The sequence below is a fragment of the Pseudomonas sp. JL2 genome (assembly GCF_031570495.1).
GTDB classification, from domain to species: Bacteria; Pseudomonadota; Gammaproteobacteria; order Pseudomonadales; family Pseudomonadaceae; genus Aquipseudomonas; species Aquipseudomonas rhizophila.
In genome coordinates this window covers 197158-215160 of the sequence record NZ_JAKUDH010000004.1, presented here as the reverse complement: position 1 = coordinate 215160, position 18003 = coordinate 197158, and the positions used below count along the sequence as shown (strand labels likewise).

17 protein-coding genes are annotated in these 18003 nt (G+C 61.2%); 6 read left to right on the top strand and 11 right to left on the bottom strand.

Annotated features, from left to right (window positions below):
* Positions 1-255 precede the first annotated feature (255 nt).
* Both MKS85_RS08325 and MKS85_RS08320 read left to right on the top strand, forming a co-directional pair.
* Positions 256-2703 (top strand): acyl-CoA dehydrogenase, encoded by a 2448-nt coding sequence (locus tag MKS85_RS08325; RefSeq protein ID WP_188252037.1) that lies wholly within the window; start codon positions 256-258, stop codon positions 2701-2703.
* Between the two features lie 88 nt (positions 2704-2791).
* Positions 2792-3199 carry a PA2817 family protein gene (locus MKS85_RS08320; protein WP_047228173.1) on the top strand — a complete coding sequence of 136 codons (408 nt, stop codon included), beginning with the start codon at positions 2792-2794 and terminating at the stop codon, positions 3197-3199.
* Between the two features lie 30 nt (positions 3200-3229).
* Here MKS85_RS08320 and MKS85_RS08315 read toward each other — a convergent pair whose 3' ends face one another.
* The gene (locus tag MKS85_RS08315; RefSeq protein WP_139049453.1) at positions 3230-4186 is read right to left on the bottom strand and encodes a LysR family transcriptional regulator; all 957 of its coding nucleotides are present in this window, start codon (positions 4184-4186) and stop codon (positions 3230-3232) included.
* A 163-nt stretch (positions 4187-4349) separates the two neighbouring features.
* On the opposite strand from MKS85_RS08315, the gene MKS85_RS08310 reads away from it, so the two are divergent.
* The 4 genes from MKS85_RS08310 to MKS85_RS08295 all read left to right on the top strand — a co-directional run bounded on the left by MKS85_RS08310 (position 4350) and on the right by MKS85_RS08295 (position 7680).
* Positions 4350-4988: a LysE family translocator gene (locus tag MKS85_RS08310; RefSeq protein ID WP_139049452.1), complete on the top strand. Its 639-nt coding sequence runs from the start codon at positions 4350-4352 to the stop codon at positions 4986-4988.
* Between the two features lie 409 nt (positions 4989-5397).
* Entirely contained in the window at positions 5398-6621 is a 1224-nt protein-coding gene (locus MKS85_RS08305) for a type II and III secretion system protein family protein (protein ID WP_047228170.1), read from the top strand.
* Between the two features lie 56 nt (positions 6622-6677).
* Positions 6678-7388, top strand: coding sequence for a tetratricopeptide repeat protein (locus MKS85_RS08300; protein WP_139049451.1), 711 nt, complete (start codon positions 6678-6680; stop codon positions 7386-7388).
* Positions 7389-7410: 22 nt separating this feature from the next.
* Entirely contained in the window at positions 7411-7680 is a 270-nt protein-coding gene (locus MKS85_RS08295; protein WP_139049450.1) for a DUF3613 domain-containing protein, read from the top strand.
* Between the two features lie 591 nt (positions 7681-8271).
* Here the strand turns inward: MKS85_RS08295 and MKS85_RS08290 are convergent.
* The 10 genes from MKS85_RS08290 to MKS85_RS08245 form a co-directional block, all read right to left on the bottom strand.
* Positions 8272-9237 carry a type II secretion system F family protein gene (locus MKS85_RS08290; protein ID WP_047228167.1) on the bottom strand — a complete coding sequence of 322 codons (966 nt, stop codon included), beginning with the start codon at positions 9235-9237 and terminating at the stop codon, positions 8272-8274.
* Positions 9238-9264: 27 nt separating this feature from the next.
* Positions 9265-10251 carry a type II secretion system F family protein gene (locus tag MKS85_RS08285; RefSeq protein ID WP_047228166.1) on the bottom strand — a complete coding sequence of 329 codons (987 nt, stop codon included), beginning with the start codon at positions 10249-10251 and terminating at the stop codon, positions 9265-9267.
* A complete protein-coding gene (locus tag MKS85_RS08280) occupies positions 10248-11681 on the bottom strand; it encodes a CpaF family protein (protein WP_047228165.1) in 1434 nt (477 codons plus the stop codon). Before MKS85_RS08280 ends, MKS85_RS08285 begins: the two co-directional genes overlap by 4 nt.
* Positions 11682-11684: 3 nt before the next feature.
* A complete protein-coding gene (locus MKS85_RS08275; protein WP_047228164.1) occupies positions 11685-12905 on the bottom strand; it encodes an AAA family ATPase in 1221 nt (406 codons plus the stop codon).
* A complete protein-coding gene (locus MKS85_RS08270; protein ID WP_047228163.1) occupies positions 12899-13393 on the bottom strand; it encodes a TadE family protein in 495 nt (164 codons plus the stop codon). The genes MKS85_RS08275 and MKS85_RS08270 overlap by 7 nt, the downstream gene beginning before the upstream one ends.
* Entirely contained in the window at positions 13393-13872 is a 480-nt protein-coding gene (locus MKS85_RS08265; RefSeq protein ID WP_188252036.1) for a TadE/TadG family type IV pilus assembly protein, read from the bottom strand. Before MKS85_RS08265 ends, MKS85_RS08270 begins: the two co-directional genes overlap by 1 nt.
* A gap of 8 nt (positions 13873-13880) precedes the next feature.
* Positions 13881-15218, bottom strand: a complete 1338-nt coding sequence (locus MKS85_RS08260; RefSeq protein ID WP_223194526.1) for a TadE/TadG family type IV pilus assembly protein — start codon at positions 15216-15218, stop codon at positions 13881-13883.
* Between the two features lie 76 nt (positions 15219-15294).
* Positions 15295-16107: a Flp pilus assembly protein CpaB gene (cpaB, locus tag MKS85_RS08255; protein WP_188252035.1), complete on the bottom strand. Its 813-nt coding sequence runs from the start codon at positions 16105-16107 to the stop codon at positions 15295-15297.
* 15 nt (positions 16108-16122) lie between these two features.
* Entirely contained in the window at positions 16123-17451 is a 1329-nt protein-coding gene (locus MKS85_RS08250; RefSeq protein WP_107322004.1) for an AAA family ATPase, read from the bottom strand.
* Positions 17452-17453: 2 nt separating this feature from the next.
* Complete coding sequence (locus tag MKS85_RS08245) at positions 17454-17984, bottom strand: prepilin peptidase (protein WP_047228159.1); 531 nt, start codon at positions 17982-17984, stop codon at positions 17454-17456.
* Between the last annotated feature and the right edge of the window lie 19 nt (positions 17985-18003).

Sequence of the window (18003 nt, the reverse complement as noted above, 5' to 3'; positions counted from 1 at the left end):
CGCACCTTCGGCAGCGCCTATAGGGCTTGCTTCGAGTCTATCCAAAGCCCACCCTCGGTAATAACGGCGTTTACGCCAAACAATGGCGCTTTCTCACTTTGTTAACGAACGATTTCCCACGGATGTTGCCAACCAGACTGGCGCAATGCATCCAGGGTTTCCCACGAAATCAATCACATCGCGCCGACCGCCGGTTTTGCAGATGCCGTCTAAGCTCTGAGGGTCGGTTTTGCCCTGGTTCACGGAGGATTACATATGCTGTTGTTGTGGATACTGGTTCTGGTTGTCGGGAAAGCCTGGCTGGCGCATCGGCGTACCGCCCCGCTGCCCGCGCTGGGCATCATCGCAGCCTACCTGCTGGCCATGAGCCTGTTCAGCCCCGCTCCCGGTTGGCTGATGCTGATCTTCTGGATCGCGCTCGCCGCCGTCGCGGCTCCACTGCTGCTGCCGGACCTGCGCCGCAAGTATTTCAGCGCGCCGATGTTCAACTGGTTCCAGAAGACCCTGCCCCCCATGTCAGAAACCGAGCGCGACGCCATCGACGCCGGTACGGTGTGGTGGGACGGTGAACTGTTCAGTGGCCGGCCGGACTGGGACACGCTGCTGGCCTATCCCAAGGTGCAACTGACCGAGGAGGAACAGGCTTTCCTCGACGGCCCCACCGAAGAACTCTGCGCCATGGTCAGCGACTGGCAGATCGGTCAGGCCATGGACCTGCCACCCGCAGCCTGGGCACACATCAAGGAGCACGGCTTTTTCGCGCTGATCATTCCCAAGGAATATGGAGGCAAGGGCTTCTCCGCCTATGCCCACTCCCAGGTGGCGATGAAACTGGCCACCCGTAGCGGCGATCTGGCTTCCACCGTGATGGTCCCCAACTCCCTCGGCCCAGCCGAATTGCTGCTGCACTACGGTACCGACGAACAACGCAATCACTACCTGCCACGGTTGGCCCGCGGCGACGACATCCCCTGCTTCGCCCTGACCGGGCCGCTGGCGGGCTCCGACGCCGGGGCGATGCCCGACACCGGCATCATCTGCAAGGGCGAATGGGAAGGTCAGGAAACCCTGGGCCTGCGCCTGAACTGGGAAAAGCGCTACATCACCTTGGGACCGGTGGCCACCCTCCTCGGCCTGGCCTTCAAGGCCTATGACCCCGATCACCTGCTGGGGGATGAAGAAGACCTGGGCATCAGCCTCGCCCTGATTCCCACCGACACCCCTGGCGTCAATATCGGCCGTCGTCACCTGCCCCTTGGCGCCGCTTTCATGAACGGACCGAACTGGGGCAAGGACGTGTTCATCCCGCTGGACTTTCTCATCGGCGGCCAGCCCATGCTCGGCAAGGGCTGGATGATGCTGATGAACTGCCTGTCGGTCGGTCGGTCGATTTCCCTGCCGGCTGTGGGCACCGGGGCGGCGAAGTTCACCAGCCTGGTGACCGGCCAGTACACCCAGGTACGCGAGCAGTTCAACGTGCCATTGTCGGCCTTTGAAGGTATTCAGGAGGCCATGGCCCGTATCGGTGGCAACGCCTGGATGATGGACGCCGCCCGTATGCTGACCGCCAACGCGGTGGACCTGGGAGAAAAACCTTCGGTGCTGTCGGCCATCCTCAAATACCACCTGACCGAGCGCGGCCGCGAATGCATCAGCCACGCCATGGACGTACACGGCGGCAAGGGCATCATCATGGGGCCCAACAACTACCTGGGGCGTAGCTGGCAAGGTGCACCGATCTTCATCACGGTCGAAGGCGCGAATATCCTGTCACGTAACCTGATGATCTTCGGCCAGGGTGCGATTCGCTGCCATCCGTTCGTGCTCAAGGAAATGGCCTTGGCCACGCGTGAAGACAAAGACCAGGCGCTGATCGAATTCGACGGGTTGCTACTCAAACACATCGGTTTTGCCATCAGCAACGCCGCCAGCACCCTGGTGCTGAACCTGGGCCTGGGGCGTTTCGAAAGAGCCCCCGGCAACGCCTTGAGCCAGGGTTATTTCCGCGCCCTCAACCGGCAGGCGGCGGCATTCGCCCTGCTGGCGGACCTGAGCATGATGCTGCTGGGCGGTGAACTCAAACGTCGCGAACGCTTGTCGGCGCGCCTTGGGGATGTATTGAGCAACCTCTACCTCGCCTCCGCCGCGCTCAAGCGCTACCACGACCTGGACTCGCCGGACCATATGGAACCGCTGTTCACCTGGGCCATGGAAGAAAGCCTGGGCCAGGCTGAGCGGGCCCTGGACGAACTGCTGGACAACTTCCCGAACCGGGTGCTGGGTGGTCTGTTGCGCGTGGTGGTGTTCCCCTTCGGTCGTCGCCACAGAGGTCCGAGCGACAGGCTGGACGCTGAAGTGGCTGCAGTGATCGGCCGGGGCAAGGGCGACCCGACCCTCGAGGAGCTGCTGCAGGGTTGCTATCGCCCGCAATCGGTCGACGATCCGGTGGGTGCGCTGCAGCACGCTTGCGACCTGCTCGCCGCGGCTCATCCGCTGCACAAGAAACTGCACGGCGCGCTCAAACAGGGTCAGCTCAACCCCGCTCCAGGCGAACAGGTCATCGACGCAGCCCTTGAAGCCGGCGTGCTACAGGCCGGCGAAGCCCAGACCCTGCGCGAGGCCGAAGCGGCCCGACGTAAAGTGATCGACGTGGATGATTTCGACAAGGAGGAACTCACGCTCGCCGAGGACAAGGTCCGCTGATCCTGGCGACCCTGTGCTCTGTGCCATGTAAAAACGGGCGCAAGCGCTTTATACTCCTGCGCCCGTTTTGCTCTTGAGGACTTATCTCGTGTCCAACGTCGTTGCCGATCACCTTGTCTTGCTTGACCACTTGCGCAGCATCCTGGTCGCCGTGGGTGAGGCAGACCAGGTTCCCGAAGAAAGCCATGCCCTGTTTCTGGAGCGCTTCGACGAATTGCGCGCGCAGTTGCCCGTTGATCCGATCGAAAGCCAGTACCTGGGCCAGGACCTGATGTGCCAGGTCATCGTCCGTTATCCACAGATCGCCCACCTGGTGCCTCGTGACCTGCTGTGGTACTTCGCCGGTGACTGCCTGCATTACATGCCCGATGAAGAAATCGCCTTGTACCAGGCTCTGGAAGAACGTCGTTTCGAAGCCGAGCAAAATGACGAACCCTTCGACTGGAACCAGGAAAAGCAATTGCTGGCGATGTCGGATCAGGACAGCAAGCACTGATTGCGATCAGTCATGCAAAGGCCCGCACGGTTAATCCGGCGGGCCTTTTTTGTGGCCCGCCTTGTTCAAAGTGGGCTCCTTCTCCAGGCACTCCACCAGATAATCAATGAACACCCGCAACTTCGGCGGCAGGTAACGGGTGGGCGAATGCAGCAGCCACAAACCACCTTGGTAAGAGGCTAGGAACGTCCAATCCGCCAGCACCTGCACGATCAAGCCTTGCTCCAGCGCATGACGGGCGGTGAAGTACGGCAAGCTGCCGATGCCAATGTGCTGCAAGACAGCTTCCAACCGCACGCCCGTATGATTGGCGGCATAACGTCCGCGCACGCCCACATGGACGGACTTGGTGCCTTTCTTGAATTTCCAGCGAGCGTCGTGTGGGGTTTCTCCCAGGTAGATGCAACTGTGCTCCAGCAGGTCGTGGGGATGCTCGGGGATGCCGTGTTCGGCCAGGTAGCGCGGCGTGGCGCAGAGCAGGTGGTCAATGGTCAACAACTGACGTCCCACCAGCCCGACCGGCGGCTGGTCGGTGATCCGCAGCGCCAGGTCAACGTGATCGTCGATCAGATCGACCTGTCGATCCTCCAGCAGTAACTCCACATCGACCTTGGGGTAACGACGCAAGAACTCGGCTATGTGGGGATGAATGACAAAGCGCCCCACCGCCTTGGGCACGCTGACCCGGATCCGCCCCTCGGCTTCATGGGCGAACTGGCCACTGATTTCCATCACCGATCGGGCGGCGGCGACCATTTCCCGACAACGCTTGAACACTTCTTCCCCGCCATCGCTCAAGCGCAGCTTGCGGGTGGTGCGTTGCAGCAATCGGGTCGCCAAGGCTTTTTCCAGACGCGAGATGCTTCGGCTGACAGCCGACGGTGACACGCCTGATTGCCTGGCCGCTTCGGAGAAACTGCCGGTCTCCACGACCTTGACGAAAATGGCCATTTCGGCGAGTAAGGCCAGTGATTGATTTGTGCTCATGGAGCAAAAGCCCTGTGAAATTTGAACGGATTATCATCAATTTACACACAACTTATAATCCCGCACACATTCCGATGCGGGTATGAAATATCTGCACCTGAGCCTTTTCTCTTTTTAATCGGTTAGCGCCGCGATGCCTCGCCCCTGACCGTTCGGAGTTGAAATGCTATCGAGCTACCTGGGCGAATTCCTGGCCCTGGCCACCGTTCATTTTCTTGCGGTGGTCGCACCCGGCCCTGATTTCGCCGTGACGATCCGCCAAAGCGTCCGTTTTGGCCGCTGGATCGGGATCTGCACAGCGTTGGGCATAGGCGCCGGTATCTCGGTGCATGTGATCTACACCTTGCTCGGGGTGGGTGCGCTGATGCACACCTTCCCCTGGTTACTGATGGTCGCCAAGGTGGTGGGTGGTGCCTACATTCTTTACCTCGGCGTCAGCCTGCTGCGCAGCAGACCCAAATCCACGCTTGAAGGTGAACACCCCATCGCTCAAAACGCTGCTCGGCAAACGCCATTCAAAGCGTTTGTCACCGGGTTTCTGACCAACGCCACCAACCCGAAAGCCACGCTGTTTTTCCTGGCCATCTTCACCACCCTGATCAGCACCAGCACACCGCTGCAGATCCAGGCGTTGTACGGGGTCTGGATGTGCCTGGTGAATGCCCTGTGGTTTGTCGTCGTCGCGTTGTTTTTTTCCAGCGCCCGGGTACGGGAAGTGTTCATGCGCATGGGTCATTGGTTCGAACGGACCATGGGCGTCATCCTGATTCTGTTTGCCGGGCGGTTGATCCTTTCGCTGTAAATACGTCCCGAAATCGCACAAAAGACAAATTATTGACGGCGACTTTGCCGAGAATTTCCCTCCCGTCACTTTTTAGTCGTTTTTTTTGTTTATGGCGTGGCGCTTTGCCATGCATGAACTACCTTCAAAAAGAAGCGGGCACGGCGGTGAATAAATCACCCCCTAGGGCGACCCGATCAACACCGGTCACCCCTGCTCGTCACCCCGGTATCGCGGGGCTCAAACAGTTTTTTCGAAAGCTGCCTGCCATTCAGTCAGGCCGGTGGGATGCGCTCGCTCGCTTGTAGCGACGAGGCGGTCACCACCACCGCTCAATGGTCTGGTGCAATACAAGGGGCAGCCCGGGCCCCTTAAGTGATCCGAGGCATTTGTTAAGCCTAGGGACGGCCTCTCTGTCGAGGATCACTTCATGAGCTATCGTACCCCGCCCGCTTTAAAGCACTTGATCCATGGTCTGTTCTGGATGGGCCTTGGCCTGGAAGCGGCCCAGGCCGCAACGGCAAATTGTGCTCAGTTGGACAATTTGCCGGCGACCTTCGAGGTTGGCCAAGGGCTTCAGAACGAATTGCGTATCCTGGCCCCCGTAACGAAGCTGGCAGTGGGCGACCCGAAAATTGCCGACGTGCAACCCAGCGGCAGCGATGCCTTCATCCTTACGGGCCTGGCGCCCGGGGCCACCAGCCTGATGGTCTGGACGGCCTGCTCAAAAATCCCCCGCCAGAGCATGATCTTCGTCAAAGGCAGAGCCACCTCGGCACTGACCAGCGCCGCGAGCGTACCCTCCGAAGACCCCATGCTGCTTGCCCAAGTGCAGACTGACATCCGTTTCGTCGAAGTCAGTCGGACCAAGCTCAAGGAAGCTTCAACCTCTATTTTCGGCAGCCGTGGCAACTTCCTGTTCGGCGCGCCGAGAACCCTGCCCACCATCGGTGGCGTGGTGCGGCCTTCATTGCCGGTCAACAACGACATGTTCAACCTGTCCTTTGCCACCGGACAAACCCTGCTGATGATCAATGCGCTGGAAGGCAGTGGCTTTGCCTACACCCTGGCGCGGCCGAGCCTGGTGGCCCTGAGCGGGCAGAGCGCGAGCTTCCTGGCCGGCGGCGAAGTGCCGATCCCGGTGCCCAGTGCCGGCAGCGACAACGTGTCCATCGAGTACAAGGAATTCGGTATCCGTCTGACCTTGACGCCCACCGTCGTCGGAACCAACCGCATCATGCTCAAGGTGGCACCGGAAGTCAGTGAACTGGATTTCACCAACGCGGTGAACATCGCCGGCACGCTGGTTCCGGCGCTCACCGTACGCCGTACCGATACCAGTATTGCCCTGGCCGATGGCGAAAGCTTTGTCATCAGCGGCCTGATCAGCACGCGTAATGCATCTCAGGTGAACAAATTACCGGGGTTGGGCGATGTTCCGATTCTCGGTGCGTTCTTTCGCGATAACTCCATCAATCGCGAAGAACGCGAGCTGCTGATGATCGTCACGCCGCACCTGGTCCAACCCTTGGCCGCCGACGCACAACTGCCGACGTTGCCGGGCGAACAGCTGCGCAATTACGACCCGAACTTCTACCGCATGTACTTCCTTGAAAACGGCGAGTTCGACAACCGTAACGGGCTGTCCCAATGAGCCGGGGCCTGAGGTGCAAGCGTCCACGTGTTCAACCTGATACGAGGAGACATTCAATGAAAGCGGTGATCGCGATAGCCGCAACGGTGCTGCTGGTCGGCTGCGCCAGCAACGGCGTGGCTTCACGTCCGACCAGTTGCATCAAGCCAGGCTCCGATCAGGAACTGGCGCTGAACCTGGCCGATGACATGGCCAATGACGGACGTTTGTATGCCAGCCTGGCGAACCTCGAAGGTCTGCCGGAGGATCTGGTCCAGGTCCGCCTGCGCAAGGCGCGAGTGCTGCGTCTGATGGGACGTAACGAGGCAGAGCCGTTGTACCAGAGCCTACTCGGCACTTGCCTGGCCGCTGATGGCGAGCATGGCCTCGGCCAGTTGGCTGCCGCCAGGCATGATCATGCTGGCGCCACCGAACACCTTGAGCGCGCTGTGAAAATGTCCCCCACCGAAGGAAAAATCCGCAATGACCTGGGAGTTGTCTATCTCAATCAGCGACGGATCCCTGAAGCCCGCTTCGAGTTCATGACCGCCATGGAGCTCAGACAGTCAGACTCGCTGGCCGCCTTCAACATGGTGACGCTGCTGATTTACCAGGACAACTGGAAGCAGGCAGCCGAACTGGCAAACATGGCCAACCTGAGCCCCAAACAAGTGGCAGATGCTCAAGCCCGGGCGGAAAAAATCAGAGGCTCGGCCCCTACCGGGGCGACATCCCCCGCGAACCGCTTGAGCGATGTGGCCGACGCCTCATCCGATGCGGTCAAGTAGCGCCATACGAGGAGTCCAAGAGATGAAAACCAGACAATTGTTGATCGTGTGCATGACTTGCCTGTCCGCCACCGCCTGGGCCATTGAACCCGGGCCCTCTTCGGCTGCGCAACAGGGCACGGAGAGCTGGATGCAGCTGCAGATTCGCGGGGTGGTGGCCTCAACCCACCTGCAAACCGCCTCGGCCGCCGAACGGGAATTGGCCATGCAGCGCTGGCTCAATAGCTTCAATTACCCGATCCCGGAATTCTTCGAACAGGACTCGGGTGGGGAAATCACCAGCAGCAACTGAAACACAGTGGAAAACAAAAGATCGCAGCCTTCGACAATACCTACATCCGATCCGGTGTAGGCCTTTTCGAAGGCTGCGATCTTTTGCTCTGCCTTGCATCACGCCGAACGCGCCTGTTTGTGGCGCGGGGCCCTATCCCCCGCGGGAGTGCGCAGCCCTTCAGGAAACAACCGCCCATGCGAACTGAGTCTTGCGCGGGTCCGGCCAATGGGTGAGACGCCAATCCCCGGTTTCAGGACCGCTAAGCGGCCCAACGGGGATCAACCCTCTCGCCACGGGCGTTGGAGTTCGGTTGGGTATGGACTTCGATCGTTCCCACGCTTCTGCGTGGGAATGTCGCCAGGGACGCTCCGCGTTCCGCTTCTGGAAGGTGACGCAGAGCGTCACGGGATGCATTCCCACGCAGAGCGTGGGAACGATCAAAAACCCTTGTGTGCCTGGCTGAGTGTTGGCTTTCAGACTGTCACTATCGTGGCGAGGGAGCTTGCTCCCGCTGGGCTGCGCAGCAGCCGCAAACCGGGGCTGCAGCGCTGCTCGAGCGGGAGCAGGCTCCCTCGCCACAGGCTTGTACAACCGGGACCGTATGTCCCTCTACATATTTCCAAAGGCCCTGAACACGCCAATCATGGCGGGGCCGATGGCGACCAGGAAGAAGCTTGGCCAGAGGCAGAAGATCAGCGGAAAGATCAGCTTGGTACCGATTTTGGCCCCCATTTCCTCGGCCGCCTGGGTGCGCCGGTCACGAAACTCATCGGCGTAGATACGCAGGGTGTCGGCCACGCTGGTGCCGAAGCGGATGCTCTGGGCCAACAGGCTGACCAGGCCCTGGATATCATCCAGGCCGGTGCGCAGGGCCAGTTGCTTGAGAGCGTCGGTGCTGGTGATACCCGCGCGGATCTGCGCGTTCACCAGGGCCAGCTCTTCGGCCAGCTCAACCTGGCTGACCGACATCTCTTCGGCCACCCGTTCTATGGTGGTGGGCAGAGCCAGGCCTGACTCGACGCACACCACCATCAGGTCCAGCGCATCGGGAAATGCCGCCCGCAGCCGCGCTTGTCGCGCCTGCTTGCGCTTGCCGACGTACAGCGCCGGCAGCAACCATCCGATACCCGCCATCAAGGTCGCCACCAGCAAACCGACAATCAAGGACACCTTGATCAGCGGCAGCAGCAGTAACGTAACGCCAAGCAGCAGCAACGGCAGCATCAGGCGCACGGCCCAGTACATCTGCACCGCCGATGCGGAACGGTAGCCGGCGTGTGTGAGCAGGGTCAGGGTGGCGCTGGCCTGGGCCGGGTCAGTCGCTGCGAACCGCTGGCCGACCCGCTCCAGCAAGAGTTGCAGGTTACCTGGCGCCTCCTGCCCTTGCGTGCTGCCGGAATATCCTCGCTTGATCAGCGCCAGACGCCGTTGCACCGGGTCCTGCAGGCCGAGCATCAGCAAGATCATGGCGACGACCGCCAGTACCGTACTGAGACCGATCACGGCGATGAACAACAGCCGTGCCGCCTCCTCGTTTCCCGTAAACCGACTGAACAACCCGAGCAGAAAATCCATGACTGATACCTCTCGCCGCAAGGGCGCTTAAACCTGGATCCGGATGATTTTTCGGATCCAGAGAATCCCCAGCAACATGGCGCCGAACGCGAACATGATCAGCTTGTGGCCTATAGGGTCGTTGATCAGCACCGGCATGTAGCTGGGGCTGGTGAGCACAATGGCGATCGCCAGCACGAAAGGGATCGCCACCAGCACCCAGGCCGACATGCGCCCTTCCGCCGACAAGGTCCGGATCTTGCGCTGGAAGCGGAAGCGCCCGCGGATCAAGCGGCTCAGGCGCTCCAGCACTTCGGTCAGATTGCCGCCGGTTTCGCGGTGGATAAGTATGGAGGTCACCAGCATCATCACCGTCATGCTCGGCATGCGCTCCAACAGCCCGAGCATGGCCCGGCGCACATCGTTGCCATAGTTGATGTCGGCGAAGGTCATGCCGAACTCCTGGGCGACCGGCCCCCTGTGCTCCTCGGCAACCAGGCGCAGGGTTTCGTTGAACGGGTGCCCGGCGCGCAAGGCCCGGCACATGGCGTCCAGCGCATCCGGCAAGCCTTCCTCGAAGGCGGCGAAGCGCTTGCTACGATCACGCATGATCTTCAGCACCGGCAGCCAGGTCACCGCAAAGGCCGCCAGCAGCGCCATCCACCACACCGGCCAGAACATCAACACCACGGCACCGGCCGCTACGCCCAGGGCCAGGCCGAGCGCCATTACCCGATAGGCCCGGTATTCGTGGCCGGCCTGCTCGATCAACTGGGTCAGGTTGGCCATGAACGGCAATTGTTCAAGCCGGGCTTCCAGGGGCGACAAGCGCGTCAGGTACTTCTGCCGCAACACGGTCTGCATGTTGGGCAGATGGTTGGCTTTCTCCAGCACATGCAGGCGCCCACGGATGCGCTTGCGCATTTTGCCGGCCTCGCCGAACACCGGCACCACCACACCCTGGGACAGGAGGAAGACAGCGATGAACACCATGGCGAGAAAAATCAGGATGAACTCACTGGGGATGTTGTTCATGACGTCCGAGCCTCCATCCACTCAGGGCGGAACAGGGTCAGCGGCAACTCGATGCCGCGCCTGGCCAACACGTCGCGAAAGGCCGGGATCATGCCGCTGGGCCGATAATCCCCCAGCACCTCGCCGTTTTCCCCGATGCCTTGGCGCGTGAAAGAGAAAATTTCGGTCATGGTGATGATCTCCCCTTCCATGCCGTTGATCTCTTGCATGCTCACCACACGACGTTTGCCGTCTTCTTGACGCTCCAGCTGGATCACCACATCGATGGCAGAGGCAATTTGTTGACGCATGGCTTTGATCGGAAAAGTCGCGCCGGTCATCGACACCATATTCTCGATTCGTCCCAAGGCATCGCGCGCGGTATTGGCGTGGATTGTGGTCAACGAGCCATCGTGGCCGGTGTTCATCGCGGTGAGCATGTCCAGCGCTTCGGCGCCGCGCACCTCGCCGATGACAATGCGGTCCGGACGCATCCGCAGGCTGTTGCGCACCAGTTCCCGCTGGCTCACCTCGCCGCGCCCCTCGATGTTCGAAGGACGGGTTTCCAGGCGCACCACGTGAGGTTGCTGCAGTTGCAGTTCGGCCGAGTCCTCGATGGTAACGATGCGTTCGTTGTGAGGGATGAAACTGGACAGCACGTTGAGCATGGTGGTCTTGCCACTGCCGGTGCCGCCGGAAATCAGCACGTTCAAGCGCCCACGGACAATCGCCTTGAGCAACAAGGCAATGGCTGGGGTCATGGTGCCCACCTGGATCAGGCTGTCAGTGTTGAGCAGGTCCACCGCAAAACGACGGATCGACATGCTCGGACCGTCGATGGCCAGTGGCGGGATGATTGCGTTGACCCGCGAGCCGTCCTTGAGCCGGGCGTCCACCAGGGGGGACGACTCGTCGATACGCCGCCCCAGGCTGGAGACGATGCGATCAATGATGTTCAGCAGATGCTGGTCGTCGCGAAAGCGCACGTCGGTTCTTTGCAGCTTGCCGAAGCGCTCGACATAGACCGAGGCAAAACCGTTGACCAGGATGTCGGACACGCTATGGTCGGCCAGCAACGGCTCCAAAGGCCCCAGCCCGAGCACTTCGTCGGTGATCTGCTTGATGATCAACTGACGGCTGGCGGAGCTTACCGGCGCCGAATGCTCATCGAGCAAACGCTGGCAGATATCGCGTATCTGCCTCGCCGCCTCGGCCTGCTCGAGGGAGTCGAGCAAGGACAGGTCCATGACCTTGAGCAGTTGCTGGTAGATTTTTTCCCGCCATTGGGCTTCCACCGGGGTGACCTGACTACGGGTTTCGTAGAGCACGTCGGGGATGGCATGCTCCCAGGCCATCAATTGCTCTGTCGGATCCGGCAGGCTGTCGCCAGCCAGTTCAATGGCGGGTTTACCGGACTGTTTACGCAAGCGGTTGCGGAAGTCGCTGATCATGGGTCATCCCCCGAAAAAACGGTTGAAGGCACGTTTGAGCAGGCCTTTGTCTGCGGCCATCTGGTGACCGACCAGGTCTTCGGTCAAATCGCGCAGGGCAACGGTGATGGCCGCCCTCGGCGCATGCAGCCCCAACGGCACGCCAGTGTTCTGACTCTGGCTGACCAGGTTGAAGTCATTGGGTAATTTCGACAGGTTGGTGCACCGCAGGGCTTCTGCGACATCCTTGAGGCTGACCGCAGCCGCCTTGTCATAGCGGTTGACCACCACCTGCAACTGGTCCCCGCGCACGCCCAGGTCCTCGCGAAGAATCCGCACCAGGGCGCTGGCATCGCGCAGATGGCTGACGCTTTGTTGAACCACCACGTAGACCCGGTCGACCTGCTCCAGCACAGAGCCGGTGAGGTGGTCGATCTGACGCGGCAGGTCCACTACCACCCAGTCATAGCTGGCACGGGCCAATTGCAACAGGGCGTCGAGTTGTTCCGGCTGGGCGTCCTGTGGCAGGCACAACTCGCCGCTACGGCCACCCAGCACGTGCAGGGTCGGACTGAAGTGGCTGCAAAAACCCCGCAGGGCGATACTGTCCAGGTCCTCGACCTGTTGCAGCACTTGCAGATGGCTATGGGACTGGGCCACATCCAGATAGTGGGTCACGCTGCCAAATTGCAGGTCCATATCCAGCAGCAGAGTGGTACCTGCCTGGGCGCTGAGTTGCTGGGCCAGGTTGCAGGCCACCAGCGTTGCACCGGAACCACCCTTGGCGCCGATCACGGCGACCAGCTTGCCTTCGGCGCCGTGGCCGACGCGGACCTCCGCAACCAGACGATTCAGGGCGGCCACCAGTTCCGTCTCGGCGAAAGGCTCGGGCAGCACGTCCCGGGCACCGGCCTGCATTGCCAGCCGCATGCCTTCCTGCTCGCCCATCAGACCGCACACCAGCATCGGTGGACGCTCATGGGCAGGCCGCTGCAGCAACGCCGCCAGCTCTTCGCGCCACAAGTGACTGACCCGCAACAACAGCAGATCGGGCATTCGCTCCAGGCCATAAAGCGGATCGACATGGCCGTTGCTCACCAGGCGCGTGCTCACTTCCAGGCAAGGCATGCGCTGGCAGACGCATTGCAAGTCGCGCAGGGACGAAGCGTCACGGCTGCTGATCAGTAACCGCAGCCCGGCTTTGCCGGTGACGGTCGACAGTGGAGTTTCCCTGGTATTCAGCATGGTGTGATCTCCCCGGAATCGGAATGACGCCCAAGGCTTTCGCGTGGCAAGGTCGCCCTGAATGTGGGCAAGGTAATGGGCACGCCAAACCCAGGAATGAACAGATTGAAAACGAAGTTCTGCACGCTCAACTGGACGTAACGGATAGCGCGGAAGCCGTTGGCGCTGACCGTGTCGGCGGGGTTCGCCACCACCGCGCCGTTCACATCCAGATAGGTCAGCGCCAGGTTCGAGGTGGCGAGGCTGCTGATCAGTTGGCTGGTGCCTGCGTCCGTCGCGGCGTTGAAGATGGCCCGGCGCAACACCACCGGATCGTTGATGTTGCACACCGCCGCCAGACGCGCACCGCGCCGCGCGGCCTCATCCAAGGCATTGGCGGTGAAATACAGCCGGCCCATCTCCACCACGCCAAACAGCAGGATGAACACCAGCAGGCCAACGAAGGCGAACTCCACGATATAGGTGCCTTGCATGTGCTTGTTGTTCATCACAACGCCCTCATGACGGTGGTCGCGACCAGTGGGATACCCAGCGCAATGGCACTGCCGAAAAAACCGGGAATTGTTCCGCCGCAATTGCCCGCTCCAATCACCGGGCAAAAGGTGTAGGTGATGGTGACACGCACATGGTCAGCCCCCACCGCCGCGACCTCCACGTTAGCCGTGGTCAACCCGGCCACCACAGCGGTGCCGGCCTGGCTCGGGGTGCCATACACCGCGACGTTTTTCGTCTGGGTCTGCAGCGTGTTGTTCAGGGCAATGGTGCCCAGGGTGGTATTCCAGGCCTGGCCGGCAACGAATCGATTGGCATCACGGCTGGCCTGTAGCAGCACGTTGTATTGGAAGAGCATGCGGCCGAACTCGCCAAAAGCCAGCAACAGCAGCAGCAACAACGGCAGCACCAGGGTGAATTCCACCAGCGCCACGCCTTGCTGGGCCTGCGCGGGTTTGAAATGGGCAAGTCTCATGACGCCTCCTACGAGTCGGTGCTCGGAGTGCCGCTGCCGTTGAGATAGGTTTTGTAGAGCTGAATGACCTGCGGCCCGGTATCGCTGACCGGCGTGGGGCCGGGCACATTATCGCCTTCGCATTCCTGGACGAACTGGCCAAAAATGATGGAGTCCGAACCTCCGCCATTCACCGGTTGCACGACGAAATAGCAGCCAAAACCCAGGACGGGAATCGAGGTAGAACCGCTCAGTTTGCCGGTGCAGTCACCGATCACGATCTTGAGCATCCGCCGTTCGAAAACCCCGTTGCTCTCACAGCCATTGCCAGCTCCGGCCACACAGGCGGCAACCGCTGTTCGCCAGTCGTTGTAGTCCAGTATTGCCTCGCCGCCGGCCGAGAGATCACCGCTGCTCGAAGTAATGGGCTGTCCTTTGTATTGCGCCTGGGAGAGCGAATCGTTATAGGTCATCGCCGGGTTGCTCGAAGTGGTGACCAGGTCGGGTGGATAGTCCGAAGAACTGACCGGACCGTTATAGATACCGAATCGCGTGTTCAAGCCCTGGGAAGTCGGGCCGGCTTTGTTGCCCGGCGCGGTCTGGACGTTGTCCCCGACACTGCGGCAGACCGAACCGCCGCCCGCCAGGTCTTCGCGCACGGCACTGCCGCCGGAGCCGAAATCGAGCAGTTGGAAATTGCCCGGGCCAATGGGCGACGTGTTGCCCGCGGCCGTCTTCAGCACCGTCAGGTCGCCAAAGCGGTAACTCCAGAAATTTCCGGCAGCCGGGTCGTATTGGCTGGTGTCGCCGCAGACCATCAAGGGCGCCAGATCACACGGAGCCGTCGGGCTGGGGCCTGCGGTGGCGATCGCCGCCACGGCCTTGTTGCCCAGGCCGGCACTGCCCATCGTTTGAACGAAACTCCAGAAAAAACCGCTCAACCGATAGCTGGACACCGACACTCGCACGTATTTGGCATCCGCCGGCCCAGGATAGGAGAACGGGCCATAAACGCTGCTGGCCAGCTCCACTGCGGCGAACGCAGCCGGGTTGCCGGCGACAGCGGTTGCCAGTTCAGCGTTGCCCGCCGCGTTGGCATTGCGTGTCAGCGTGTCCAGGGCAGCGGCCCGAGTCGTGCTGGCCATGTTGAGCCCTCCCGTCACCTGGCTCAGGGTTTTGGCGCCGCTCAGGGCCGCGGCATCCACGGCATTTTGCAGACGGGTCTTGTTCAGCAGCATGTGTCCGCCATCCAGGGCCAATGCCGCCATCATGGAAATCGCCATTAACGCGATCACCATCAATACACTCACTGCTCCTTCCTGGCGCCGAGACGTCGCAGTGACAGGCTGCCGGATACTGGGATTCATGATCGAGCCCTCGTTTGCCGACACGTGAGGATCGGCATCGCCATGGCCGAAGGGACCAGGCATTTTTCTACGCGTTTCAGTGAACGTTGACGACGCTGCTTTCAACTCCACGGATCACCGTGATCCCGCTGGCCTGCGCTTTGGGGCTGCGCTGCACCACGGGCTTTGGCACCACAGCAGTCGCCACCGCCATCACCGGAGCCGGAGGGGGCGCCACGACCACGGTTTTTTTCTCCAGGTTCAGCGGGTTACGCAAGGCCAGTTGCAACTTGCCTTCGGTCTGCGCAGTCACCAGGGCCTCCGCTTCAGTGGCCGACATTTCCAGCGTCACGGCCCTTACCACCACCGGCTGGGTCTTGTCGGTGCCCGCCGTCTGATCCACCGCCAGCACCCGCAGGTTTTCAAGGATGGTCCGGGACACGGCGTTGTTACTGCCGGCGCTGGTGGTCTTGGTTGCCAGCACGTCGACCCGGTTCCCCGGCAACAGGAACCCACCCACACCGACCACATCATCGACCCGTACCGATATGGCGCGTTTGTCAGGATCGATCAGGGACGCCAGGGTGCTGCCACCCAGGTGCTCACTCAGACGCGCGCCCCGCACGATGTCACCGCGCAGAATGTCGAACGTTGCGATCTTGCCCACGGCCTGTTCGCTGGAGTCAAAGGCATCGTCCGGGATCGTATCCATGGGCATGCGCACGGTCGTGACCTGTTGGGCCTCGACCATCTGCCCGAAGGGAATTGGTACGGTGGCGACCACCACACTTCGCAAGTGGTCATCGGGTTTGGCGTTAAGTCGTGCGCTCAGCCAGGAGTCAGCCATCCATGCGGCACCCAGGCCCATTACCAGGGAAACGCCAATCAGCGAAAGCGTACGAGAGCTCATGTCGGTATCTCCGATTCAAAGGAAGTCGAGCTGAACGAAGTAGTTGTGCCAGGCCCATTCCAGCTCTTGCGGCAACAGGGGCCCGGAACCGCCCAGGTAACGCTGGCGGTCGAGCGCCATGTTCAACAGGTCACGGGGATGGCAAGGCACCAGCGGCATGCCCTCGCCGGCATAAAGCTGCTGCAGCACATAGCGCACCAGCAGCGGGTCATGGGGAATGCCCAGACGTTCGCACTCCTGGCGCCAGATGCGCTCGTATTCTTCGGGCTTGAGGTAACCGAACTGCACCTTGTAGCCAATGCGGCGCAGAAAGGCCTCGTCAGCCAGTTCCAGGGGGTTGAGGTTGGTGGAAAACACCAGGACCAGATCGAACGGCAATTCGCAATGGCGACCGCCGCCCAGGTTGATGAAGTCGCGCTTTTCTTCCATCGGCACGATCCAGCGGTTGAGCAATTCGGCCGGGGCCATGCGCTGGCGTCCCATGTCATCGATGATGAACAGGCCGTTGCTGGCCTTGAGCTGCAACGCGGCCTGGTACTGGCGAGTAAAAGGGTCATAGCGAACATCCAACTGCTCCATGTTCAACTCGCCGCCCGTGATGACAATCGGGCGTTTGCAGCACAGCAGCCGACGGTCGATGCCTTCATTGAGCATCAGATTGTTCGATTGACTCTTGTCATCCAGGCGCTGATGCACTTGCGGGTCATAGATCTCGATCACCGACTCATTGATGACGATGGCATGGGGCACCCAGATGGCCTCGGCGAACAGCCGGATAAGACGACTGCTGACATAGGTCTTACCCGTGCCCGCCGGGCCGTAAATCATGATCGCCCGCCCTGAATTCAGTGCCACACCCAACTGATCGAGCATGCCTTGCGACAGCACCATGCCGGCCAGGGCCCGTTGCATGTCGGTGGCGGTAATACGCCCATGGTGAATGGTCTGGATCTTGATCAGGGACCGATAGCTACTCACCGGAAAAGGTGCCGCACCGATATAGCCACTGCGAGACAGGGCATCGCGGGCGGCACTGCGGCCACGTTCGGTCAGGCCGTAACGCAAGGCCTGCACACTTGTTTGCCCGAGCTGGCCGAGCACTTCGACACGACCGTCCTTGCGCAGGAACGCCAGGACTTCTTCCAGTACCGCGCCGGTCAGCGCCAGGCGTTCCACCAGCCGCGGCAGGTCCAACACACCGGCGTCGTGCAGATGCTTGCAGACCAGCTCGCCGAGAAAACTGTCGCTCAGGCCGGTGTCTTGAATCGTGCATGGCTGAGGTGCCAGGCGTTGCACCGCTTCCCGTTCACTGGGGTAGGCATCACTATCGTTGATGACGTGCATGACTAGACTCCCCAGCCATCGGCAATCAGCTGCCAGTAGACGCTGTTCAAGGTGCCGATCAGGATCGCGATCGAATAAGGAAAAGGTTTGCCGGCCACTTCATCCGCGGTAGGTGCCAGGTAAGCCTGGGCCCGCACAATCAGCCAGTAACGCTGGAGGGTCTGGAGCAACTGACCGCGGGCCAGCACGATCAGAAAACCGCACACGCCACCAGCAATCAGACTGAACAGCGCAGCCCACAATGCGTAATGAACCGGCAGGAAACTGCCCACCATGGCCATCAACTTGACGTCTCCGGCGGCCATGCCACCCACCGCATACATGGGCAAAAACAGCGCAAAACAGACCAGCATGCCCAGCAGGCTGTCGCCCGTTCCGCTGATCCCGCCTGTATAAGTCTGACCGGCCAAACCCAAGGCCAGGCCCAACAGGACCAGCGTGTTGGGGATGCGGTGGCGAAGCAAATCGCTCACCACCGCCACACCCAGCAGTCCTAGCAGCAGCACCGTCGACACCAGCAATTCCATGGACATGGCGCGTCTCCCTGTTGCA